The following is a 21997-nucleotide window of genomic DNA, read 5'->3' on the forward strand; positions in this document are numbered from 1 at the left end:
TGCCAGCCACCACTCATCGCGTACGCCCCTGCAGGGTCACCGTGACGGTGGAGCTCGTCGCCTTCCCGGCGATCGTCGTGGTGACCTCGAGCTTGACCTTCGTGCTGCGTCCGCGCAGGCGCTTGGCCGCCGCGGAGCCGAGCTTGAGCTTGACCGTCCCGGCCCGCCCGGCGCCCAGCCGCGTCTTCGTCGACAGCGTGGCCGCGTAGCGCTTGCCGGCGATCGTCAGCCGCAGCGTCTTGGGCACGCGCACCGAGCAGCCCGCGGCGGCGCCCGCCGGGCACGCGACCGTCGCGAGCGTCGCGACGCGCCGGCTCGACAGGCGCGGCTTGCCGGCCGCCACGGTGGCGACCCGTGCGGCTGCCGGCTCCGGCGTCGGCGCGGGGGCGGCCGGCGTGCTCGGCGTGGGGGTCGGGGTCGGCGCGGGGTCGGCCGAGTCCGGGTCGGTCTGCGGGGTCCCGAAGCGCGCGGCGATCGTGAGCGGGTCGAACGGCTCGCCCTCCGGGTAGCTGCCGAACACCTGCGCGCCCTCGGCGGTGAGCGCGGTCGGCAGCGTGCTCCAACCAAGGCCGCCGTCGATCGGGGTCGCGTCGCGGGCCGTGAGGTCGATCCGCACGACCGGCACGTTCGTGCGCGTGATCGGCGTCGGGTTCTCGAGCGTCGCGCCGGTCGTGTCGGCCATCAGCGTGCCGGTGGCGCCTTCGGCGACGATCCGCAGGTTCGTGAAGCGGGTGTCGAGCTGCGGCGTCGTGTTCCCCGGCCGGTGGTGGTCGTGGCCCCAGAAGCGCACCGTGCCGCGCAGCGAGAGCGACAGCTTCCCGGCGTCGTAGGACCCGCCGCGGATCGGGAAGCGCAGCACCTCCGAGCCCGCGTTGCGCCCCGTGCACAACGGCCCGGTGGCCGGCGTGCCCGCGACCTTCTCGACGCCGCCGGAGACCTCGATCTGCCCGCGCGCGACGTTGCCGACGACGTAGCAGCGCCAGCGGTTGGCGAAGCCCCAGTCGACGGTCCCGCCGCCGAACGTGACGGGCTCGGCCGACGCCTGCGGGGACGACAGCAGCACAGCGAGCACGGCCAGCGCGAGCGCCGCGCCCCAGCGCGGACGACCCGTTCCTTCCATCAGTCGAATCCTTGGTCGGGGAGCGAGTTAGGGCACCCTAACACGAAGCGTCAACTGAGCTTGCGCACGTCGCCTCGGGCCCGGTGTACCGTTCGCCGTTCACGCGAGTCTTCGAGGGAGGGTGCGCATGTGCTTGCCGGGAACGATCGAGGCCGTTCGGGAGAGCGGGGCGACGGTCAGCCGCCGTGGATTGCTGGCCGGGACCGGTGCGGCCGCGCTGGCCGCGCTGCTGCCGGGTGACGCGCTCGCGCAGGCCCCGAAGCCCAAGCCGGGACGCAACCGCGGGCGGGTCGTCGACCTCACCCACGAGTTCACGACCGACTTTCCCGTCTACACGCCGCCGCAGGCCACGCGGCGCACGATCGCCCAGCTGCCGGGCGACGGCTACTACGCGCAGGAGTGGACGTTCGGCGAGCACACCAGCACGCACATGGACGCGCCTGGGCACTTCGTCCAGGGCGGGCGCTTCGTCACGCAGCTCAAGCCCGCGGAGCTCGTCGTGCCGATCGTCGTCGTCGACATCACCGCCAAGGCGCGGCGCGATCCCGACGCCCAGGTCACGCCCGACGACCTGCGCAAGTGGGAGCGCAAGCACGGGCGCATCCCCGACCGCGCGCTCGTGGCCATGAACTCGGGCTGGGCGGCCAAGCTCGGGACGCCCGCCTTCACCGGCCGCGACCCCGGCAACGTCTTCCACTTCCCCGGCTTCAGCGAGGACGCGGTCGAGGCGCTGCTCGAGGGCCGCCGCGCGTCCGCGATCGGCGTCGACACGCTCAGCCTCGACCACGGTCCCGCCCCGGTGTTCGTCGCGCACTCGAAGTGGCTCGGTGCCGACAACTACGGCATCGAGTGCCTGAACAACCTGGACAAGCTCCCGGCCGTCGGCGCCACCGCCGTCGTCGGCGTGATCCCGTGGCAGGAGGGCTCGGGCGGCCCCGCGCGCGTGCTCGCGACCTACTGATCCGGGGACTCGGCGAGCGCGAGCGCGTTCCCGTCGGGGTCCGGCACGCAGACGTGGCGGACCCCGTTCGAGTACGTCGCGACCGGCTCGTGCTCGAGGCCGGCCGCACGCATCCGCTCCAGCAGCGCGTCGAGCCCGGTCACGCCGAGCGTCACCCGCCCCGCGCCCGCCTGCTCCGGGTTGGGCTCGATGAACAGGATCGCGCCCGGGCCGATGTCCCACAGGATCTCGTCGCCGACGCGCAGGTCGGGAGCGCGGCCGAAGAAGCGCGTGTACCAGTCGAGGCTCGCGTCCAGGTCGGACACCGGGACGCCCGCGTAGAGAGCGGTGATCATGGTGCGTTTGACGGGCGCACGGGTGGAAAGTCATCGGTACGGTCACGACATGTCCAGCGCGCCCGAGCCGGCCCCCGCGCCCATGTACCCGCCGCCGCCGCAGCAGCCGCCCAAGCGGCGCACGGGCCGGATCATCCTGATCGTGGTGAGCGTGGTCGTGGTGTCGTTCATCGCGCTCATCGCGGGCCTGTTCCTGCTCGTCAACGAATCCACCGAGGACGCGCAGAAGGTCTCCGACGAGCTCGTCACCGCGGTCCAGGCCGGCGACGGCGCGAAGGTCTACTCGCTCACGGGCCCGTCGTTCCGCGCGGCCACGAACGAGCAGCAGACGACCGAGCTCGTCGACCAGGTCGCGCCGCTGGTCACCAAGGCCAGGAAGTCACCCGACGGCAAGGCCATCAACTCCAGCACCGAGAACGGCACGATCGCCGTCTTCACCTACACGATGGACGGCACCAGCGGCGAGCCCGTGTACTTCAAGACCCAGATCCGCGACGAGGAGGGCCGCTGGCAGGTGATGAACTTCCGCTTCGCCGAGACCGAGCTGAGCACCGAGATCGAATGAGCCGGTAAGCGCGGCGCGGGTCCGGACAGATACGGGCATGAACCCGGTGATCCGCGCTCTGCCGCAACCGGCCGGTGAACGCGAGCGGTTCGCGGCGCTCTACGAGGTCCACGGGCCCGCGGTGCTCGCGTATGCGCGTCGGCGTCTTAGCGCCGACGAGGCCGACGACGTGCTCGCCGAGACCTTCCTGGTCGCCTGGCGCCGGCGGCGGGAGCTGCCCGCCGACGCGCTGCCGTGGCTGTACGCGGTGGCGGGGAACGTGGTGCGCAACCGCGCACGGGCCGACCGCCGCCGCGGCGCGCTGCAGGCGCGGATGGCGGTCGAGCCGGCGCCCGCGGCGAGCGACGAGGCGCCGGACCCGATGCTCGGCGAGGCGCTGGCGCGGCTGAAGCCGATCGACCGCGAGGCGCTGCTGCTGACGGCGTGGGAGGACCTGTCGCCCGAGCGCGCGGCCCGCGCCGCCGGGTGCAGCCGCGCGACCTTTCACGTGCGCCTGCACCGTGCGCGCACCCGGCTCGCTCACGCCCTGGCCCAGATCGAGAGGCAGCGATGAACGACGTGACCGACCGCCTGCGGGCGGCCAACCCCGTCAAGGAGGAGCCGGCGCTGCCGCCGGTCGCGCCGCTGCTGGCCCGGCTGGACGACGCTCCGGCGCCGCGGCGCCCGCGACGCCGGCTGCTGCTCGTCCTGGCGCTCGTGATGACGGTGCTGGCGGCGATCGTCGTCGGCCTCGAGCTGCGCGGGCCGGACGTCGACGTGGTGGCCGAGGCGCGCGCTGCGCTCGGCGGCACGGACGCGATCGTCCATGTCGTGGCCCGCGACGAGCGCTTCAATCCCGACGGCACGCTCGTCGACCGCTCCGGGACGACGTCGGAGATCTGGTCGGCGCGGGACCCGCTGCGCTTGCGCATCCGCGAGGCGAACGTCGAGTCCGCGTACGCCGACGGCGTCATCACCACCCGCGCGGACGGGAAGGTGCAGACCACCCGGCTCGACGACGCCGCGCGGCGTGCGATCGAGGACATGGACAGCAGCACGAGCCTCACCCAGCCGGGCCGTGATCCGCTGGCCGTCGTCCGGCGCCTGCTGGACGAGGGCGCCTTGCGGCCCGACGGGACGGCCGAGGTGGGCGGGCGCGAGGTGCGGCGGCTCGTCGGCAGCCGGCCCGCGCCCGACGCCATGGGTCCGGCGGTGCAGGTCGAGTACCTCGTCGACGCGGACTCCTACGCACCGGTCCGGCTCTCCACCCGGGCCACGCTCGAGGACGGACGCCCCGCGGGTGCGCGCACCCTGACGTTCCTCGAGTACCAGCGGCTGCCGCTCACGCGCGCGAACGAGCCGCTGCTGGCGATCGGGGGTTAGCGGCGGTTGCCGGCGCGGATCGCGCTGTTGGCCATCTTCACGAACGCCGAGCGGCCGCCGAGCGCCTTGGCCTGCAGCTCGTAGCGCACGCCCTTCTGCACCCACGAGATCGACGGCGGCGAGCACGAGCCGCCGCACGACTCCTTCTGGTAGTAGCCCTTCAGGCCGAGCGCGAGCGACACGTTGGTGGACCGGTAGCCGAGCGGCGCGCCCTTGCGCCCGCTGAACTCGGCCAGGAAGCACGCGTTGGCCCCGCCGCAGTCCTCGGCGCCGCTGAGCGACAGCGAGTACGTGCCCTGACGCCGGTTGCCCTCGCCCTCGGCGAAGACCTCGGTGTCGCCGTCGATGTCCAGGTTCACGCGCGACGGGAACAGCACGACGATGCCCGCGTCACGGGCGTCGCCGAGCGCCGGGTTCAGCGCGTCCGGGACGTCGATCACCCGCGCCGAAGCCGGCGCCGCCAGCACCGCGAAGCCGGCCAGGACGAGCACGATCACCCACATGCGCTGCATACACACACTCCCGTCTGAGTTCAGTCGCCGCACATGATCGACTATTTGCGCGCCGAGGACCGGGCGAGCGCCAGCGCCCGTGAACGGGAGCGCCCGGCCAGGCCGCCGCCGGCCATCACCAGCGTCAGCGCGGCGATGCCGCCCGCGATCTCCCACGGCCACGGCGAGGGCGGATGCGCATAGGCGACCGCGGCGCTGTCGGCCTCGTAGGCGTACTCCTCGCGGCGCTGCTCGGCGTGCTGCATGACCTGGAACGGCTGCACCTGCGGCGCCTCGAACGCTTGCACCTGCAGGCCCTGCGGCGGCGAAGGCGGCGCGGCCGGAACCGGCGGCTTGGGCGCGGGCGCAACGGGCGGGCGCGCGGTGTCGGCGGCGGGCGGCGCGACCGGTGCGGCCGGCGCGGGCTCCACCGGCGGGACGGGCGGCACGGACACGGGCGGCGCCGGGTTCGGCTCCGCGGGCGCCGGTTGCTGGGGCTGCGGCTGCTGTGGCTGCGGCTCGGGCTCCGCCGCGGGTGCGGGGTCGGAGACCGGCGGCAGCACGTCGGCGGGCGGCTGGGGCGTCGCGGTGGGCTTCGGGTCCTCGGGGGTCCGCTCGATGTCGGGGAACGCGCACGTGCCCGCGGGCACCGGGGTCGCCTGGATGCCGCGCCCGACCCGCGGGACCGGAATGACCTCGAGCGGGCTCGTCACCCGCCGGCCGAACGCGGTCACCGTGACGTTCACCCTGCCCAGCGCGAGCGGGCACACGAAGCCGCGGGGGTCGTCGACGACGTTCCCGGCCGCGTCGAGGACCACCTCGGGACTGCCGTTGCCCCCGGACCCGCTTGGGCGCACCGCGACGAAGCGGGCGATCCGCGCGTCCGAGGACACGTACGTCATGTTCGTGGCGACGACGGTCCGGCACGACCGCAGAAAGAACCGGCACTGCTCGAGCATCGGCCCGGACGTGGTGCTGGGGCTCGCCGGGCGCGCCGGCTCACCCGGGGCCGGCGACATCAGGAAGCGCCGCGGGCTGAGATCGCTCGCCGTGACGAACAGCGGGAAGGCCCAGCCCAGCGGGACGGTCCGGGAGTTCGGGTCCAGGCCCAGCCCGCGCAGCAGCGGCTCGGCCGCGCCCTCCACGGGTGCGACGCCCGTGGCCGGGTCCAAGCGGCCGACGGCCACGTCGACCAGCAGCAGCGCGGCGCGCGTCTGGCGGATGGAGATCTCCTCGTCGATGCCGACCGAGAACCGGCGCGACGGCGCGTAGCCCAGCGTGGAGGACTGCAGCAGGGTGAGCGGAGCGGCGGTGCCGGGGGCCTCGACGACGCTCTGCGCGAGCGCGCCGCCGAAGTACTCGTCGGCGGGGTCGTCCACGCCGGCGGTGGAGACGTAGGCCGAAGCGCGGCCCGCGAGCAGCGCGATCTGCTCGGCCGCGTCCTCGGCGGGCCTCGCGTCCTGGCTGTCGTCGAGCGGCACGCTGCCGACCACGATCGACGGGAAGCCGTTCTGCCGCGCCTGCTCCATCGTTGCGCGGAGCCACTGGGCCTGTGCGCCGTCCGGACCGCCCGCGAGCCGGCCCGCGGTGTTGTCGATCGCGATCACGCGCACGGTGCCCGCCGCGGCGGCGACGTCGAACGCGAACGCGGTCCGTGGCCCGCCGTCGGCCGCGGCCTCGGGCTGCGTGACGGTGCGCAGGTCGACGCCCGTGGGGACCTCCCCGGTGCCCTGCGGCGCGGGCGCGGTGGCGAAGGCCGAAGCGAACGCTTGCGCGCCACCGTTCGGGAGATCGCCCGGTCCTGGCAGCACGTACGTCGGCACGCCCGCGCCCTGGGTGAGCTCGCGGTAGCGGCGGGCGCCGCCCAGGTCCAGTGGCTCGCCGCCGACCGAGGCCCGTCCACCGCCGATGAGCAGCGCGGCCGGGCCGGCGCCGGCGGCCGTCATCGCGCGCACGCGCTCAGTCGCGGCCTGCAGGTGCGTGTCGGGGGCGTAGCCCTGGCCGGCCGCGCCGGCGCAGCGGTCCAGGCACGCCGGATGGCCGCCGACGGCGAGGCGCACCCAGCCGGCCGGCGGAGGCGTCTCGCCGGCTTGGGACGGGTCGGCGGGCGGGGCGGCGAGCGCGCCCCGCTCCAGCCGGCGCACCGAGGCCACGCCGCCCAGGGTCGGCGACTCCGGGCCGCTGCGCCACGGCGGTGCCATCGAGGGATCCGACACGCCGCCGAGCAGCAGGCCGCTGCCTTCGCCGTCCACGAGCAGCACGCGCGTGTTCGGCGTCATATCCGGCAGGTCGCGGCCGCCCGAGCGCTGGAAGCGCGAGCGGTCCAGGTCGACCCAGCCGTCGGCCGTCTCGCGCAGCACCACCGCGTCGGTCGGGGACGGCGCGGGCCGCGACGGTCCTGGGGGCGGCTGCGGCGGCGGGTCGTCGTCGTCGATCGGCGGTGGCTGGCGGTCCGGCTCGTACGGCTCCGGCAGCGGGGTCGCCTCCGAGGTCGCGGACACGATCGTCCGGACGGCGCCATCCGGGTCGCGGAAGGCGGCGAGGGCGTACGGGTGCAGCTCCAGCGGCGCGGCGGTCGGGCGCCAGGACGCGGTGGCGTTGTCGCGCACGAAGCGGCCGTCGACCGCGACGCCGCCGTCGGCCACGGTCGCCACCGTGCGCACGGCGGCGGGCAGGCCCGCGGTGGCCATCCGGCTCCGCAGGTCCTCGTCGCGCGCGTAGCCGTCGCCGGACGCGTTGCCCACGTAGAGCCCGTCGGTCGTCGCCAGCAGCGGCGTGCGGCCGTCGAAGGCGACGCCCGTGATGTGCGTCGGCTCCGGCGCCGAGTCCGGCAGGGCCTGCAGGCGCCAGTTGAAGCCGTCGCCGCGCGCGATCAGCCCTTCCAGGCCGACGGCGACGCAGTCCAGCGGGTCCGACGGCGTGCACGCGACGGCGAGCACGACGTTGCGGTCGGTCAGCGCGTCGAAGTTGGTGAGCCGCGCGGGCGGCGGGCGCTGGTCCTCGAAGCCGAGGTCGAGGCCGAGCGGGTCGACGTTGGTCGTCGCCAGCAGCCCGTAGCCGCCGCCGGCGATGATCACGTTCGGACGCGGCCAGGCGAGCGCGAGCGGCGGCGAGATCACCTCCAGCACGGGGCTGTAGGCCTGCGTCCAGCCGCGGTCGGGCGCGTAGAGCACCGCGCCCGTCGAGCGGGTGAGGGCGAAGACGCGGCCGTCGCCGGTCGGGGCGTTCGCCGCGGCGACGAGCGCGTCGGGGAAGACCACCGGCTCTGCCGCCGGCGGCGGGCCGGCGGCGTCGCGGCTGACCGCGCCGAACGCGACGGTCCCACCCGTGAAGCCCGTGCCGTCCGCGGAGAAGGAGATCGCCTGCGTCGTCGAGCTGCCGTCCTCGCCGATGCCCGGGCGCAGCGTGAACGCCTCGCCCTCCAGCGCGGCGTAGCCGCCCTGGCGCTGGGCGTCCCGGGCGCGCGCGTCCGCCGCGACACCGCGGTCGACGGGCGCGCTGACGGTGCGCGAGCCGAACCGGGCGGTGGGCGTCGCGGCCGTGGCCAGCGAGCGGTAGCCGCGGCTTCCGCGGGCGAACGTGAAGCCCAGCGGGCGGTCGCAGAGCGGCCGGACGTCGCACCAGCGGCCGTCCAGGACCAGGCGCGGCGGGCCGGCCGTCGGGGTTTCGCTCGGCGTGCCGGTCGCGGTCGCCGTCGCCGTCGCCGTCGAGCTGGGCGTGGCGGTCGCGGTCGCCGTCGAGGACGCGGTCGCGGTGGCGGTGGGCGTGGCGGTCGGCTCCGCGTCCGGCCCCGCGATCCTCAGCCGCTCGGTGAGGTCGATGGGCGCGGTCGCCCCGGTCGGCGTGACGCGCAGGTCGATCCAGACCCCGTCGGCCGTCACCGTGAGCGGGTCGGCGGGCGGTGGAGCGACCTCGACCTTCGCGACGGCGGTGCGCAGCTCCTCGTCGAAGCTCGCGGGCACCCAGCGCGGGCCGGCCGGGTCGCGGCGCAGCAGGACGACGCTGTCGGAGGCCGCCGCGAGCATCCACGCGCGGTCGGGCGCCGCCGCGGCCAGCGCGACGGGGCGGACGGGGTCCGGCGCGTCGATCGGCTCCCGGGCCCATCCGTCGGCATCCAGGCGCAGCACCGCGGTGGCGGTGCCGTCGGCGATGGTCGGCGCGACGAACGTCGCCGGCGCGTCGCCGCCGACGACGGCGAGCAACGTGCGGGCAGTCGACGCCGCGGCCCCGCCTCCGACGAGCTGCTCGTCGGTGGCCAGCGCGCCGCCGGGGTCGGGCGCCGCCGTGAACTCCGCGGCCGGCGCGCGGGTGAACAGCCGCGTCGGCTCGGCCAGCAGGACCGCGCCATGGCCGTCGGCCGTCATCTCCCCCGCGTGCTGCGGCGCCTCGGCACCGACGGGCGGGCCGGCCGCCAGGCGCGTGGCCGTCCAGCCGCCGCGCGGGCCCGGCCGGCAGGACGCCGCCAGGGCCGCCGGCCGCCATCTCCCCCGCGTGCTGCGGCCCCTCGGCACCGACGGGCGGGCCGGCCGCCAGGCGCGTGGCCGTCCAGCCGCCGCGCGGCGCGCGCCGCATGACGACGGTGGCGTCGCCGGCGCGGCCGAGCGCCCACGCGCGCGGGCCGTCGGGCGTCGTCTCGATCCCGAAGGGCACCAGCGTGTGCGCCGCGCCGGGGACCTCCGGGCGGGTGGACAGCGGCGCGGGCGGAGCGGGTTCACCGCCGTCCTGCGCGAGGGCGAGGGCCGCGCCGGCGGTCGCGAGCGCGACCGCACCCAGGGCGAGCCGGCGTCTCACTGCGCCGGGCGCCCGCCGTTGCGCGGCGCGGCGCGGACCGCGGCAAGGTGCGTCGCGAGCTGCGCGTCGTCCAGCGTCTCGTGCGCCACGAGGTCGCGCGCCATCCGCCGGACGATCTCCCAGTTGGCGTTCAGCGTGTGCGCGGCGCGCTCCTCGGCGGCCTCCACGATCACGCGCGTCTCGGCGTCGATGCGTTCCAGCGTGCCCGGTCCGACGCTGCCCAGCTCCTGCAGCGACGCCCCGAGGAAGACCTCCGCGCTCTGCTCGCCGATGGTCACCGGACCGAGCGAGGACATGCCGAAGGACGTGACCATCGAGCGGGCGAGCTGCGTCGCGGTGTGCAGGTCGTCGTTGACCGCCGTCGAGACCTCGCCGAACGCGAGCCGTTCCGCGGCGGCGCCGGCGAGCGCGATCTCCAGCTGGCGCTCCAGGTCGCTGCGGCGCAGCACCGTGCGGTCACGGTCGAGCAGCAGCGCGGTGGAGCGGCCGAGCCGGCGCCCGCGGGAGACGATCGAGACCTGGTGCACCTGCGCGCCGTCCTGGTGCGCGGCGGCCACGACGGCGTGCGCGGCCTCGTGGACGGCGATCGTCTCCAGCTCGTCCGGGCCGAGCACGTGCGTGTCGTTGCGCGGGCCGCCGACCGTGCGCTGGATCGCCTCGTCGAGGTCGTGCATCGCGATCGCCGTGTGGCCCGCGCGCGCGGTGAGCAGCGCCGCCTCGTTGACGACGTTCTCGAGCTCGGCGCCCGTGAAGCCGGGGCAGCGGCGCGCGATCTCGGCCGGGTCGACGTCCTCCGCCACCGGGCGGCCCTGGAGGTAGAGCGACAGGATCTCCGCGCGACCCTCGGCGTCGGGGGCGTCGACGGTCACCTGGCGGTCGAAGCGGCCCGGCCGCAGCAGCGCCGGATCGAGGATGTCCGGTCGGTTGGTCGCGGCGAGCACGATCAGTCCGCCGCCGGCGTCGAAGCCGTCCATCTCCACCAGCAGCTGGTTGAGCGTCTGCTCGCGCTCGTCGTTGCCCTGCCCGACGCCCGCGCCGCGCTTGCGGCCGACCGCGTCGAGCTCGTCGATGAACACGATCGCGGGCGCCGCGGCGCGCGCCTTGGCGAACAGGTCGCGGATGCGGGCCGCGCCGACGCCGACCAGCGACTCGACGAACTCCGCGCCCGAGACCGAGAAGAACGCGGCGTGGGCCTCGCCGGCGGTCGCGCGCGCGAGCAGCGTCTTGCCCGTGCCGGGCGGGCCGACGAGCAGCGCGCCCTTCGGCGGGCGGGCGCCGAGCGCGCGGTAGCGGTCCGGGCTGCGCAGCAGGTCGCACAGCTCCTCGAGCTCGGCGACGGCGGCGGGCGCGCCCGCGACGTCCGCGAACGACGGCCCTTCCGGGTTGCCCGGGCCGAGCTTGGAGCGCCGCCCGGTCCAGCGGCTGAACGCGCCCATCCCGCCCGCGTCGGACTTCTGGCTGATGCGCATGAACAGCGCGAACAGCGACGCGAGGATCAGGATCGGCAGCAGCACCTGCACGATCAGGCGCTTGGCCTGCTTGCCGCTCTGGGAGTCGACCGTGACGTTCCCGCCCGACTGCCGGATCGTGTTCAGCAGCTGGTCCTGGAGCCCGCCGTTGGCCGGGTAGCTCGCCCACACGTCGCGCCCGGCGCGATCGGAGACGAGCACGCGGTGGTCATAGTCCAGCTGGCGCGCCTGGCGGACGTTGCCCGTTCCCGCCATCCGCTGGACCGTCGTGAACGGCACCTCGATCCCCCGGCTGTGCGGCTGCGTGGAGCCGAGCATGACCAGGAAGACGATCAGCAGGACGAGCGCCAGGCCCGCGAACAGCACGGCGAGGGGATCGAGTGAGAGACGGGGCAGGCGCATGGGGAGATCCAGTCGCAGAACGGACGGCGCTTGCCTTAAGTAGCGCGAGATCCGGCCTTTGTGACCGCCTCAGACGAATAGTCGAGCCACCTGCTCCACTTCGCGACCCTGGCAACAGGACGTTCACGACCCCGCCGCGGCTCAGGGCCTGTAGGTCTGCACCGCCCCGGGCAGCCGGCTCCAGTCGGCGTACCAGGCGTCGAAGAGCGCGAGCTGGCGCTCGACATAGCCGCGCTGGCTCGGCGTGAGCTCGTCGGTCTCGTTGAAGTGCAGCGTGTACTCGGCCTCGCCGCGCAGGACGAGCATGTACTTGAAGTAGAGGACCAGGTCCGGCCCGACGTCGAAGGAGGAGAGCACCGCCATCGCCTGCTCGAGCTCGAGCGCGCGCTGGCGCGCCTCCGCCTCTCCCCGGGCCGCCGCCACGCACAGGTTGGTCAGGTGCAGCACCTCGACGGGCAGCACGTTGCCGATGCCGGTGATCGCGCCGCACGCCCCGCAGTTGACGTAGCCGTGGAAGACGTTGGTGTCGACGCCGATCGCGAGCTTGACTTCGTCATCGGCGCTCGTGATGTGCTCGGCGGCGTAGCGCAGGTCGTCCTCGCCGCCGAACTCCTTGAAGCCGACGAGGTTCGGGTGCTGCCGGCGCAGCTCGAAGAACAGGTCGGCACGCGTCGCGAAGCCGTAGTACGGGCTGTTGTAGATGACCGCCTCCAGCTCGGGGGCGGCGGAGAGGATCGCGCTGAAGTGCGCGCGCTGCGCCGCCAGGACCGACCCGCGCGAGAGCACGCGCGGGATCACCATCAGCCCCTTGGCTCCGACCTCCTGCGCGTGCGTGGCGAGCGCGACCGCGGTGCGCGTGTTGACCGCGCCGGTGCCGACGATCACCGGGATGCCCGCGCCCACGAGCCGCTCGACGCCCTCCATGCGCTCCGCGTCGGTCAGCAGCGGCCAGTCGCCCATCGACCCGGCGTAGATCATCGCCGTCATGCCGTGCTCCATCAGCTGCTGGGCCTTGCGCACGAGCGCGTCGAAGTCCGGCGTGCGGTCCTCGGCGCAGGGCGTCATCAGCGCCGGAAGCGTGCCGTTGAAGATCGATGCGGTCATGGTCCTCGTGCTTTCCTCGGGATGCGAGCGACCAGCTTGCCGGGCACCGCGTGCCGCGACCAGCGACAGATGCCGCGTCTTGCATCGACACCTGTCGCCCGCTTCGGCCCCTTCTGCGATGCGCGGGTCAGCGCGCCATGCGCCGCAACAGCCGCCGCGCGCCGAAGACCGCCGCCCCCGCGCCAGCCACCCACGGCCCAGCGACGATCACCGGGTCGAGCAGGTGGTGGCGCCGGTCGGAGCGGCCGCGGCGGGCCGCACCGTCGGCGGAGAACTCGGAGAGCACGCCGGTCTGGGTCACCGGGTTGTCCGGCCGCAGCGTCGCGAACGAGCGCACATGGCTGCCCCAGGCGTCGACCCGGTCACCCACGATGAGCAGGAGCCAGTGCCCCAGCCGGGCCTCGCTGTACCGCGCGTACGCCAGCCGGCGGATGTGGCCGGACACGCCGTGCAGCGGCTGCGCGGTTCCGAACACGGGCGTGACGAAGGCGTGCTCGATCGAGCGTTCGCGCCCTTCGGCCCCGGGCTGGCGCTCGGGGAAGCGCCAGTGCGCGCCCGTGCCGTCCGGGTCGTACCGCAGCTTGGGGTGCGACGGGCGGTCGGCCGGATCCAGGTCCGCGCCCCAGCCGGGAATCCGCGCCCGCAGCTGCTCGGGGGTCTCGCGCAGCTGCGGCCGGTCGGGGACGTAGGCGATCGGGAGCTCGTCCGTGCTGCGGGTGTGCGTCTTGCTCGGATCGGTCATGGTCGGCGCTCCTAGGACGCGCTGGGCAGGATCAGCGGCTTGATGCAGCCGTCGAGCTTCGCCGAGAAGACGTGGTACGCCTCGGAGATGTTCTCGAGCGGGAAGCGGTGGGTCACCATCGCTCGGGGCGTGAGGTAGCCGTTGCGGACGTGCTCGAACATCCGCGGCCACTGTCGCTTGACCGGCGTCTGGTTCATGCGCAGGCTCAGGCCCTTGTTGACCGCGTCCCCGAACTTGACGGCGCTGGGGATCGGCCCGTAGGCGCCGACCACGGCGACCGTGCCGCCCTTTCGCACGCTGTCGATCGCCCAGTTGAGCGCGACGGGTGAGCCGCCCTGCAGCTTGAGCTTGGTCCCCGCGATGTGCTGCAGGCAGCTGCCGTCGGCCTCGGCGCCCACCGCCTCGATCACGACGTCCGCGCCGAGGAAGTCGGTCTGCTGCTTGAGCTCGACCACGATGTCGTCGTACTCGTCGTAGTCGAGCGTCTCGGCGTAGGCCATCGTGCGGGCCTTCTCGAGCCGCTCGGTCAGGTGGTCGACGACGATGACCCGGCCGGCGCCCATCAGCCACGCGGACTGCGCGGCGATCAGCCCGACCGGCCCGGCGCCGAGGACGACCACGGTGTCGCCCTCGGCGATCTCGCCGAGCTGCGCGCCGAAGTACCCCGTCGCGGCGGCGTCGGTGAGCAGCACGGCGTCCTCGTCGTGCATCCAGTCGGGGATCTTTACGGGGCCGACGTCGGCGAACGGCACCCGGACGTACTCCGCCTGGCCGCCGTCGTAGCCGCCGGTCGTGTGCGAGTAGCCGTAGATCCCGCCCACCGCCGTGGCGTTGGCGTTCACGTTGTGGCAGTTGCTGTACAGGCCGCGGGCGCAGAACCAGCAGCTGCCGCAGAAGATGTTGAAGGGCACCATCACCCGGTCGCCGACCTGCAGGTGCTCGACCGAGGACCCGATCTCGTCCACCACGCCGATGAACTCGTGCCCGAACGTGTGGCCGATCCGGGTGTCCGGCATCATCCCGTGGTACAGGTGCAGGTCGGAGCCGCAGATCGCCGCCAGCTGCACGCGGACGATCGCGTCATTGGGGTGCTCGATGCTGGGCTTGTCCTTCTCCTCTACCCGCAGCTTGTACGGGCCGCGGTACGTCATCGCGCGCATCATGCCTCCACACAGCAAGGGACGGGGCTGTCGAGCTTCCCGCCCGGATCTGCGCCGAAACCCGCCGCACCCGCGAACGGACCGCGGACGGTCTAGGCGGCGCCGACGGCGCTGTGCGCGAGAAGCGCGGCGGCCACGGCGAGCGCGGCGAGCGTCCAGAGCAGCGGTGTGTAGCCGACGACGGAGACGTAGAGCGCCGCGGCGAACGGGCCCGCCGCGCGGGCGGCGGTCGTGATGCCACCGGCGACGCTGGCGATGGTGCCGTACGCGCCGGCGCCGTAGAGGTCCGCGATCGAGGTCGCGCGGGCGAGGGTCGCCATGCCGTTGCCCATGCCGAGGATCACGAGCCCGACGAGAACGGCGGCGGTGGAGTCGAGGGTGACGACGATCGTCACGCCCAAGGCGATCAGCGCGAAGACGCTCGCCGTCGCGAGCGGGGCGGGCAGGAGCGCCGCAGCGGGAGCGAACAGCAGCCGTCCGGGGATCTGCGACACGCCGATCAGTCCGACGGCGAAGGCCGCGAAGGCGGGCGAGTGGCCGCGCTCGAGCAGGAACGGGATCGTGAACACGGTCATCGCGATGGTGGCCAGCGAGGCGAGCACGAACGCGGTTGTGAGCAGCCAGAACGGTGTGGAGCGCAGGACGTCACGAGCGGCGATGGACGGCTCGGTGGCGTGCTCGGGCGCGTGCGCGGGCGCGGGGCGCAGGACGAACGCGTGGAGGGGAATCGTGATGACCGCCAGCACCACGGCCAGGATCAGCGCGGCGTCGCGCCAGCCGTGCGCGTCGATCAGCAGTTGCGAGAGCGGGAGGAAGATGAAGCTGGCCAGGGCGGCGACGAGCGTCATCGCGGTCATCGCGCGGCGACGCTCGTTCGCGACCGGGAAGTGCTTGGCGAGCACGGTGAAGGCCGGTTCGTAGAGCACCGCGGCCATGACGACACCGATGGCGGCCCAGACCAGGTAGAACGCGAGCAGCCCGTCGACCTGAGACCACGCGACGACGAGCAGCGACCCCACGACCGACCCGACCGCCATCACCGTACGCGGGCTGTGGCGGTCCAGGTGGCGGCCGACGGCGACGCCCGCCACGGCGCAGACCGCGAGGGCGAGCGAGAACGCGCCCGTGAGCTGCGCCTCCGAGTAGCCGAGGTCCTGCTGCATCGGCACCAGGAACGCGGCGAAGGCGTAGTAGAGGATGCCCCAGGAGACCGTCTCGGTGATCGAGAGCGCGGCGACGATCGCCCACGCCCGGGATGAGGGTTCAGCCGTGTGCGCGGGCGCGCTCAACGCGCTTGCACGTCGACCAGCGCGTCCCTCGTGGAGCCGCTGCCGCAGCAGGCCGACGCCGACGCGCCGGCCGTGGCGTCGGCGTCGGGGACCGGCGACCGGTTGCAGACGCCGGTCTCGGGCAGGACCAGCTCGACGCGATGCGCCGCCTCCCACTCCCCGGCGAGCGCGGCCACGACGGAGCGCACCTGCTCGTAGCCGGTGCGCAGCAGGAACGTCGGGGCGCGCCCGTAGCTCTTCATGCCGACGATGTAGACGCCGTTGTCCGGGTGCGTGAGCTCGTCGACGCCGTGGGGCGGCACCGACCCGCAGGAGTGCAGGTTCGGATCGATCAGCGGCGCGAGCGCGCGGGCGGCTTCCACGCGATCGTCGAGATCGAGGCGCAGCTCACCGAGCACGGTCAGGTCAGGGCGGAAGCCGGTGGCGGCGATCACCTCGTCGGCGACGATCTCGCGCTCACCGTCGGCGAGCACGATCGACCCGTCGCGCGTGCTGACGACGCGTGTCTGGAACCCGCCGGCGAGCGCGATCGAGCCATCCTCCACGAGGCCGCGCACGGCGGCGCCGAGCGCTCCGCGCTCGGGCAGCTGGTCGTCTCCGCCGCCCCCGTACTTGCGCCCCGGCGCCTGGCCGCGGATGGCCCAGACGATCTGCGTCGCGGGCTCGGATTCGCGCAGCGCGACCAGATCGAGGATCGCGTTGAACGCCGAGTGTCCGCTGCCCACGACCACGACCCGCTTGCCCGCGTAGCGGGCGCGGGCCGTGTCGAGCACGTCCGGGATGCCGTAGGCGATCCGGTCAGCGAGCGCGCGCTCACCGGCCGCGCGCAGGCCGCCGGCGCCCAGCGGATTGGGCTGTGTCCAGGTGCCGGAAGCGTCGATCACCGCGCTGGCGACGTAGCGGCGCTCGCTGCCGTCCTCGTCGACCACCAGCTCGAACGGCGCTTCGTCCCGACCCGCGTCCTTGAGCTTGTCGACGCCTTCACGCGTGACGCCGGTGACGCGCGCGCCGAGCCGCAGCGCGGCGGCGATCTCCGGCGTCGCGGCCAGGGGCTCGAGGTAGCGCTCGACGAGCTCCGCGCCCGTGGGATAGCCCTCGCTCGGGGGAGCGTCCCAGCCGTGCCGGTCCAGCAGTTCGACGGCGGCCGGGTCGACGTTGAACTCCCACGGCGAGAAGACGCGCACGTGGCTCCACTCCCGGACGCTCGCGCCGACGCGGTCGCCCGCCTCGAAGACGATGGGCTGCAGACCGCGGGCGACCAGGTGGGCGGCGGCCGCCAAGCCGACCGGACCGGCGCCGATCACCGCGACAGGGTTGGAGGGATTCATGCTCTCAGCGCTCCTCGGGTATCGAGAAATTTCGATGCGTTGCCGGGACCGTAGCGGACGCGTTGCGAGAGATCAAGTTTTTTCGATATCCTGCAGGGCATGACGTCGCTGCCCGTTGTGTCGTGTTGTCCCCCGCTCGGGGCGCCACGCCTGAGCGACGACGAGGTGGTCGAGCTCGAGCGCGTCTTCAAGGCGCTCGCCGACCGGCACCGCGTACGCATCCTCAACCGGCTGCTGTCGGCCGGTGGCGAGGCGGTCTGCGTGTGCGAGTTCGAGGACATGCTCGGCCTCAAGCAGTCAACCGTGAGCTACCACCTCAAGCAACTGCTCGAGGCCGGCATCGTCGAGCGCGAGAAGCGCGGCTCGTTCGCCTACTTCAGCTTGGCCGAAGGCGCACTGGCCTACGTGCGCGGCCTGCTCGGCGAGTAGCTCAGCCGAGCCAGGCGGCCAGCTCGTCGAGCGCGCCCGGGAGGACGTAGTAGTACGCCCACAGGCCCTGCCGCTCGGAGTCGACGATGCCGGCCTCCCGCAACTTCTTGAGGTGATGGCTGATCGTCGGCTGAGCCACGTCGAACAGCGGGATCAGCTCGTGCACGCACACCTTGCCGGCGTGCTTGCGCAGCACGTCGACGAGCTGCAGCCGGATCGGGTCACCCAAGGCCTTGGCGACCTCGGCCATGCGCGCAGCATGCTCGCGCTCGACGTCCGGGTAGACGACCGGCTCACAGCACGGGCCGGAGCCGTTGGGCCGCTTCGTCTTCGGCGTCAGCTCCATATCGATGGCCATCGATGCGATCCTAGCGATCAGCTCGCGTCCAGCTCAGCCACGAGCTCGTCGATCCGGTGCGCGATGTCCTCGCGCAGCTCGCGGACGGCGTCGACGGACTGGCCCTTCGGATCGGGGAGCTCCCAGTCGATGTAGCGCTTGCCCGGAATGAACGGGCACGCGTCGCCGCAGCCCATGGTCACGACGACATCGGCCTGCTGGGCCAGCGCCGGCGTGAGGCGCTGCGGACGCCGGCCGGCGAGATCGATGCCGACCTCACGCATAACCTCGACGACCTCCGGGTGCACGTGCCCGTCGGGATCGGCGACGCTGCCCGCGGAGCTGGCCGTGTGGCGCCCCTCGGCGGCGCGCTCGAGCAGCGCCTGACTGATCTGGGACCGGCCCGCGTTGTGCAGGCACACAAAGAGAACGTGGCTCATCGCTGGACGAAAGATATCGAGAAAAGTTGATGTCCTGTTACCGGCGCGTGTCCTGGGGAACCACGACCTGCTCCGCTTCCGCGGGCGACAACCCGGGGTACAGGAACCGCACCAGCGCGAACGCCACACCCGCGCCGACGAGCTGCGCGAGGACGAACGGCGCCACCGAAGCCGGAGCGATACCCGCGAACGTGTCCGAGAACACGCGCCCGATCGTGATCGCGGGGTTCGCGAAGCTCGTCGAGGAGGTGAACCAGTACGCAGCACCGATGTAGGCGCCCACCGCGGCCGCTGCCATCGCCGCACGTCCCGATCGCACGAGCGAGAAGATCATCACGATCAAGCCGGCGGTCGCGACCACTTCCGAGAGCAGGTGCGCCCCGGTCGAGCGGTCGGTCTCGGAGATGCTCACCGCGGGCAGCTCGAACATGGCGTTGGCGAGGACCGCGCCGGCGATGCAGCCCAGGATCTGCGCGGGGACGTAGAACGCCGCGGTGCGCCAGGGCAGCCCGCCGAAGGCGGCGTCGACCAGCGAGACGACCGGGTTGAAGTGCGCGCCGGAGACCGGCCCGAACATCAGGATCAACGCGAACAGCCCGAAGGCCGTCGCGACCGAGTTCTCCAGCAGTTGCAGCCCGGTGTCCTGAGAGAGCTCCTGCGCCGCGATGCCTGAGCCGATGACGACGGCCGCCAGCAGTGCGCTGCCGAGGAACTCGGCCAGCAGTCGCCGGCTCACGCGGCGGCCAGCAACTTGTCGGCGTACTCGACTGGCAGTCCTGAGGCCCCGACCTCCCGGGCGACGGCCTCGGCGTCGTACTCGACGCGCTCGATCCTCACGTCCACACCGGCGGCGCTCGGGCGCAGGATCGCGAAGGCGCCGCGCGGATCGCCGTCCTTGGGCTTGCCCACCGAGCCGCAGTTGACGAACAGCACGCCGCCATATTCGTGCACCCACGGCTTGTGCGTGTGACCGAACACGAGCACCTTGTCGGTCTCGGCCGCCGCGAGCCGCTCGTACAGGCGCGCGGGCTTGTCCTCGAACAGGTACTCGTTGACCTTGCGCGGTGAGCCGTGCACGAGGTGCACGTCCGTGGTGCCGACCGGGAAGCTCATGTCGAACGGCAGCTCGCGCATGAAGTCCTTGGACGCCCGGTCGGTGTTCGCCAGCGTCCACTCCACCGACCGCTGCCCGAGCTGGCGGTCCTCGGGCGTGATGTACGCGCAGCCGCAGTCGTCAAGGTCGCGGGCGATCGCGTAGTCGTAGTTGCCGTAGATCGTCGGAATCCGGCGCTCGGCGATCAGCGAGCAGACCTCGTTCGGGCGCGGCCCGTAGCCGACCAGGTCGCCGCCGCAGTAGATCTCGTCGATGCCCAACTCGTCGATGCGCGCCAGCGCGGCCTCCAAGGCCGGCAGGTTGCCGTGGATGTCGGTGATGACCGCGACGGCGTCGGCGTCCTGGGTCACTTAGAACAGCTCCTTGAGCAGATCGAGAACATGGTCTGCGATGTCCTGCCGAATCGAGCGGACCCTGTCGAGGCCCCGCCCCGCCGGGTCGGCGACGTGCCCTCCAGATACCGCGGACCGTCGATCACCGGGCACGCCTCGTGACAGCCCTGGTGACCACGACGTCGGCGTGCATCACCTCGTCGTACTCGCACGCCAGCCGAGCGACGACGTCGTCGATGCGCCGCCGGACGACCGGATCCATCGACGCCGGCCGCCTCACGCGGGCTGCACCAGATCGCACGTGTCCTTGCGCAGGCACTGGCGCGCCTGGCGCTCCGCGAGCACCTGCACGTACCCGCGCACGCGCACGTCGTCGAAGCGCGACAGGACCGCGTCGGCGCACGCCCGGATCTCATCCGGCGACTTCGCGCCCTCGAACTCCTCGGCCAGCGCGGGCAGCAGGTGCACCAGCCGGAACTGATGAGCGGTCGGGTCCGAGCGGATCGCGTCGAGCTTCGTGTCGACGAGCTCGCGCACCCGGACCTCGATCGCGTCGCGGATGGGCCGCACCTGCTCGACCGGCAGACCGGCCGGATCGGGAATGTCCCACGACTCCACGGTGGTCGGGACGTACGGGCACGCGTCCCCGCAGCCCATCGTCACGGCCCAGTCCGCGTGCAACTGCATCTCGCGCAGCAACTTGCGCGGTCGGCGCCCGGCGATGTCCAGACCGACCTCGGCCATCGCCTCCACAACGCCAGGCCACACCTCGTGCGCCGGCGTCGAGCCCGCCGACTCGGCCCGCACGTCCGCGGGCGCATAGCGCTCGAAGAACGCCTGAGCCATCTGCGACCGCCCAGCGTTGTGGTTGCACACGAACAGCACGTACCTCATGGAGCCCTCGCCTGGCCTCGGACCTCTGACGGCGCCAGCGTACTCCATTGACCTTTGTCGCTTCAATAGGCGAACGTGGATTGATGTTCGTCGATCCGCGCACAGAAGAACTGCCGCACCGCAGCCGCAAGCACCCGCCCGACGGGGTGCACGCATCGATGTCCCCACACGCAACAGTCGAACGCAGAGCGCGCTGCGACGGCGCGCGAGGTCCGCGAGGTCGGCGCGCTGACGGTTGCGCGCAGCCTGCCCGTGACACACGGCCGAGGGTTCAGTACGTTCGCGCTGCGGCCGGTGGGACCGCGCGGGAGTAGTGAGACGGCGCGTGCTGCGCCACGGCATGGGGGGTCGAGATGAGCATCAAGGCGCTGATCAGCGGCGGCTTGGCGGTGGCCGCGATCGTCGCGCCCGCGACGTCCGCGTTCGCGCAGACGAGTCCGTATCAGCGCGGGCCCGATCCGACCGTCGCGCGGCTGCAGGCGACACAGGGCCCGTTCGCGACGGCCACGACGTCGGTGTCGGACCTGTCGACGCCGGGCTTCGGGAGCGCCAACGTCACCTACCCCACCAGCACGACGGAGGGGACCTTCGGCGCGGTCGCGATCTCGCCCGGGTACACGGCGTCCGAGTCCTCGATCGCGTGGCTGCGGCCTCGGCTCGCGTCGCACGGGTTCGTGGTGATCTCGTTCAACACCAACTCGCGCTACGACCAGCCGACGGCGCGCGGGGACCAGCTGCTGGCGGCTCTCGACTGGCTGACGCAGAGCAGCTCGGTGCGCACGCGCATCGACGTCTCACGGCTGGCGGTGATCGGGCACTCGATGGGCGGCGGCGGCACCTTGGAGGCCGCGAAAGACCGGCCGTCGCTGCAGGCCGCGATCGGGTTGACGCCCTGGAACCTCGACAGGTCGTGGCCCGAGATCCAGACCCCGACGCTGATCGTCGGCGCCGAGAACGACAGCGTCGCGCGGGTGAGCTCACACGCCATCCCGTTCTACACGAGCCTGCCCGGCACGCTCGACAAGGCGTACCTGGAGCTCAACAACGCGTCGCACTTCGCGCCGAACTCGTCCAACACCACGATCGCGTCCACGACCATCGCGTGGCTCAAGCGCTTCGTCGACGACGACACGCGGTACACGCCGTTCGTGTGCCCGAGCCCGACGGCGGCCACGACCGGCTCGGTGTCGGACTACCGCTCGACCTGCCCGTTCTGAGCACGGCTCGGGCGTGGTTCGGTCCCGGACCATCGGGCGCCGGTCGCTGGTCGGTGCAAACCGGCACTCCGTAGTGCGAGTCACGGGCGGTGTTCACCGTCGATCTCCCACCGGA

The 21997-nt window shown here is 73.3% G+C and carries 21 protein-coding genes; 6 read left to right on the forward strand and 15 right to left on the reverse strand.

The features are described 5' to 3' along the window. Positions 1-13 precede the first annotated feature (13 nt). The gene (locus tag OJ962_RS13500) at positions 14-1120 is read right to left on the reverse strand and encodes an HtaA domain-containing protein (RefSeq protein WP_202958527.1); all 1107 of its coding nucleotides are present in this window, start codon (positions 1118-1120) and stop codon (positions 14-16) included. A gap of 127 nt (positions 1121-1247) precedes the next feature. On the opposite strand from OJ962_RS13500, the gene OJ962_RS13505 reads away from it, so the two are divergent. Next, positions 1248-2081: a cyclase family protein gene (locus tag OJ962_RS13505; RefSeq protein WP_202958528.1), complete on the forward strand. Its 834-nt coding sequence runs from the start codon at positions 1248-1250 to the stop codon at positions 2079-2081. Here OJ962_RS13505 and OJ962_RS13510 read toward each other — a convergent pair. Beyond that, positions 2075-2416 (reverse strand): VOC family protein, encoded by a 342-nt coding sequence (locus OJ962_RS13510; protein ID WP_202958529.1) that lies wholly within the window; start codon positions 2414-2416, stop codon positions 2075-2077. The genes OJ962_RS13505 and OJ962_RS13510 overlap by 7 nt on opposite strands. A gap of 49 nt (positions 2417-2465) precedes the next feature. Here OJ962_RS13510 and OJ962_RS13515 point away from each other — a divergent pair, with 49 nt between their 5' ends. The 3 genes from OJ962_RS13515 to OJ962_RS13525 are packed head-to-tail and all read left to right on the forward strand — an operon-like array spanning position 2466 to position 4343. Next, the gene (locus OJ962_RS13515) at positions 2466-2981 is read left to right on the forward strand and encodes a hypothetical protein (RefSeq protein WP_202958530.1); all 516 of its coding nucleotides are present in this window, start codon (positions 2466-2468) and stop codon (positions 2979-2981) included. A 37-nt stretch (positions 2982-3018) separates the two neighbouring features. Further along, positions 3019-3534, forward strand: a complete 516-nt coding sequence (locus OJ962_RS13520) for an RNA polymerase sigma factor (RefSeq protein ID WP_202958531.1) — start codon at positions 3019-3021, stop codon at positions 3532-3534. Continuing rightward, positions 3531-4343, forward strand: coding sequence for a hypothetical protein (locus tag OJ962_RS13525; protein WP_202958532.1), 813 nt, complete (start codon positions 3531-3533; stop codon positions 4341-4343). The genes OJ962_RS13520 and OJ962_RS13525 overlap by 4 nt, the downstream gene beginning before the upstream one ends. On the opposite strand, the gene OJ962_RS13530 is transcribed toward OJ962_RS13525, so the two are convergent. The 8 genes from OJ962_RS13530 to OJ962_RS13565 form a co-directional block, all read right to left on the reverse strand. After that, on the reverse strand, positions 4340-4855 hold the full coding sequence (locus OJ962_RS13530) for a hypothetical protein (protein WP_202958533.1): 516 nt from the start codon (positions 4853-4855) through the stop codon (positions 4340-4342). The two genes, OJ962_RS13525 and OJ962_RS13530, sit on opposite strands and share 4 nt — an antisense overlap. 41 nt (positions 4856-4896) lie before the next feature. Continuing rightward, the gene (locus tag OJ962_RS13535) at positions 4897-9345 is read right to left on the reverse strand and encodes a hypothetical protein (RefSeq protein WP_270006397.1); all 4449 of its coding nucleotides are present in this window, start codon (positions 9343-9345) and stop codon (positions 4897-4899) included. A gap of 276 nt (positions 9346-9621) precedes the next feature. Then, the gene (gene ftsH / locus OJ962_RS13540; RefSeq protein ID WP_202958535.1) at positions 9622-11496 is read right to left on the reverse strand and encodes an ATP-dependent zinc metalloprotease FtsH; all 1875 of its coding nucleotides are present in this window, start codon (positions 11494-11496) and stop codon (positions 9622-9624) included. Positions 11497-11637: 141 nt separating this feature from the next. After that, positions 11638-12600 carry a dihydrodipicolinate synthase family protein gene (locus OJ962_RS13545; protein WP_202958536.1) on the reverse strand — a complete coding sequence of 321 codons (963 nt, stop codon included), beginning with the start codon at positions 12598-12600 and terminating at the stop codon, positions 11638-11640. Between the two features lie 127 nt (positions 12601-12727). After that, positions 12728-13342, reverse strand: a complete 615-nt coding sequence (locus OJ962_RS13550) for a hypothetical protein (RefSeq protein WP_202958537.1) — start codon at positions 13340-13342, stop codon at positions 12728-12730. Between the two features lie 11 nt (positions 13343-13353). Then, positions 13354-14502: a zinc-dependent alcohol dehydrogenase gene (locus OJ962_RS13555; protein ID WP_407697512.1), complete on the reverse strand. Its 1149-nt coding sequence runs from the start codon at positions 14500-14502 to the stop codon at positions 13354-13356. 92 nt (positions 14503-14594) lie between these two features. Continuing rightward, positions 14595-15791 carry an MFS transporter gene (locus tag OJ962_RS13560; RefSeq protein WP_202958539.1) on the reverse strand — a complete coding sequence of 399 codons (1197 nt, stop codon included), beginning with the start codon at positions 15789-15791 and terminating at the stop codon, positions 14595-14597. Further along, positions 15788-17119 (reverse strand): FAD-dependent oxidoreductase, encoded by a 1332-nt coding sequence (locus tag OJ962_RS13565; protein WP_202958540.1) that lies wholly within the window; start codon positions 17117-17119, stop codon positions 15788-15790. The genes OJ962_RS13560 and OJ962_RS13565 overlap by 4 nt, the downstream gene beginning before the upstream one ends. 99 nt (positions 17120-17218) lie before the next feature. Between OJ962_RS13565 and OJ962_RS13570 the strand changes: the two genes are divergently transcribed. Then, entirely contained in the window at positions 17219-17548 is a 330-nt protein-coding gene (locus OJ962_RS13570) for an ArsR/SmtB family transcription factor (RefSeq protein ID WP_202958541.1), read from the forward strand. 1 nt (position 17549) lies between these two features. Here OJ962_RS13570 and OJ962_RS13575 read toward each other — a convergent pair whose 3' ends face one another. From OJ962_RS13575 to OJ962_RS13595, 5 genes are all read right to left on the reverse strand, one after another. Continuing rightward, entirely contained in the window at positions 17550-17906 is a 357-nt protein-coding gene (locus tag OJ962_RS13575) for an ArsR/SmtB family transcription factor (protein ID WP_202958542.1), read from the reverse strand. A gap of 17 nt (positions 17907-17923) precedes the next feature. Further along, positions 17924-18325, reverse strand: a complete 402-nt coding sequence (locus tag OJ962_RS13580; protein WP_202958543.1) for an arsenate-mycothiol transferase ArsC — start codon at positions 18323-18325, stop codon at positions 17924-17926. A gap of 37 nt (positions 18326-18362) precedes the next feature. Then, the gene (locus OJ962_RS13585; protein WP_202958544.1) at positions 18363-19061 is read right to left on the reverse strand and encodes an MIP/aquaporin family protein; all 699 of its coding nucleotides are present in this window, start codon (positions 19059-19061) and stop codon (positions 18363-18365) included. Beyond that, complete coding sequence (locus tag OJ962_RS13590) at positions 19058-19789, reverse strand: metallophosphoesterase family protein (protein ID WP_202958545.1); 732 nt, start codon at positions 19787-19789, stop codon at positions 19058-19060. Before OJ962_RS13590 ends, OJ962_RS13585 begins: the two co-directional genes overlap by 4 nt. A 258-nt stretch (positions 19790-20047) precedes the next feature. Next, positions 20048-20665: an arsenate reductase ArsC gene (locus tag OJ962_RS13595; protein ID WP_202958546.1), complete on the reverse strand. Its 618-nt coding sequence runs from the start codon at positions 20663-20665 to the stop codon at positions 20048-20050. Between the two features lie 353 nt (positions 20666-21018). On the opposite strand from OJ962_RS13595, the gene OJ962_RS13600 reads away from it, so the two are divergent. Further along, positions 21019-21882, forward strand: a complete 864-nt coding sequence (locus OJ962_RS13600; protein ID WP_202958547.1) for an alpha/beta hydrolase family protein — start codon at positions 21019-21021, stop codon at positions 21880-21882. Positions 21883-21997: the final 115 nt, after the last annotated feature.

It is taken from the genome of Solirubrobacter deserti, from assembly GCF_027587175.1.
Taxonomy (GTDB): Bacteria; Actinomycetota; Thermoleophilia; order Solirubrobacterales; family Solirubrobacteraceae; genus Solirubrobacter; species Solirubrobacter deserti.

What these genes read in the sequence shown, in the direction of transcription:
- OJ962_RS13500 (WP_202958527.1), bottom strand. Translation starts at nt 1,120, where the DNA reads ATGGAAGGAACGGGTCGTCCGCGCTGGGGCGCGGCGCTCGCGCTGGCC.
- OJ962_RS13505 (WP_202958528.1), top strand. Translation starts at nt 1,248, where the DNA reads ATGTGCTTGCCGGGAACGATCGAGGCCGTTCGGGAGAGCGGGGCGACG.
- OJ962_RS13510 (WP_202958529.1), bottom strand. Translation starts at nt 2,416, where the DNA reads ATGATCACCGCTCTCTACGCGGGCGTCCCGGTGTCCGACCTGGACGCG.
- OJ962_RS13515 (WP_202958530.1), top strand. Translation starts at nt 2,466, where the DNA reads ATGTCCAGCGCGCCCGAGCCGGCCCCCGCGCCCATGTACCCGCCGCCG.
- OJ962_RS13520 (WP_202958531.1), top strand. Translation starts at nt 3,019, where the DNA reads ATGAACCCGGTGATCCGCGCTCTGCCGCAACCGGCCGGTGAACGCGAG.
- OJ962_RS13525 (WP_202958532.1), top strand. Translation starts at nt 3,531, where the DNA reads ATGAACGACGTGACCGACCGCCTGCGGGCGGCCAACCCCGTCAAGGAG.
- OJ962_RS13530 (WP_202958533.1), bottom strand. Translation starts at nt 4,855, where the DNA reads ATGCAGCGCATGTGGGTGATCGTGCTCGTCCTGGCCGGCTTCGCGGTG.
- ftsH (WP_202958535.1), bottom strand. Translation starts at nt 11,496, where the DNA reads ATGCGCCTGCCCCGTCTCTCACTCGATCCCCTCGCCGTGCTGTTCGCG.
- OJ962_RS13545 (WP_202958536.1), bottom strand. Translation starts at nt 12,600, where the DNA reads ATGACCGCATCGATCTTCAACGGCACGCTTCCGGCGCTGATGACGCCC.
- OJ962_RS13550 (WP_202958537.1), bottom strand. Translation starts at nt 13,342, where the DNA reads ATGACCGATCCGAGCAAGACGCACACCCGCAGCACGGACGAGCTCCCG.
- OJ962_RS13555 (WP_407697512.1), bottom strand. Translation starts at nt 14,502, where the DNA reads ATGCGCGCGATGACGTACCGCGGCCCGTACAAGCTGCGGGTAGAGGAG.
- OJ962_RS13565 (WP_202958540.1), bottom strand. Translation starts at nt 17,119, where the DNA reads ATGAATCCCTCCAACCCTGTCGCGGTGATCGGCGCCGGTCCGGTCGGC.
- OJ962_RS13570 (WP_202958541.1), top strand. Translation starts at nt 17,219, where the DNA reads ATGACGTCGCTGCCCGTTGTGTCGTGTTGTCCCCCGCTCGGGGCGCCA.
- OJ962_RS13575 (WP_202958542.1), bottom strand. Translation starts at nt 17,906, where the DNA reads ATGGCCATCGATATGGAGCTGACGCCGAAGACGAAGCGGCCCAACGGC.
- OJ962_RS13580 (WP_202958543.1), bottom strand. Translation starts at nt 18,325, where the DNA reads ATGAGCCACGTTCTCTTTGTGTGCCTGCACAACGCGGGCCGGTCCCAG.
- OJ962_RS13595 (WP_202958546.1), bottom strand. Translation starts at nt 20,665, where the DNA reads ATGAGGTACGTGCTGTTCGTGTGCAACCACAACGCTGGGCGGTCGCAG.
- OJ962_RS13600 (WP_202958547.1), top strand. Translation starts at nt 21,019, where the DNA reads ATGAGCATCAAGGCGCTGATCAGCGGCGGCTTGGCGGTGGCCGCGATC.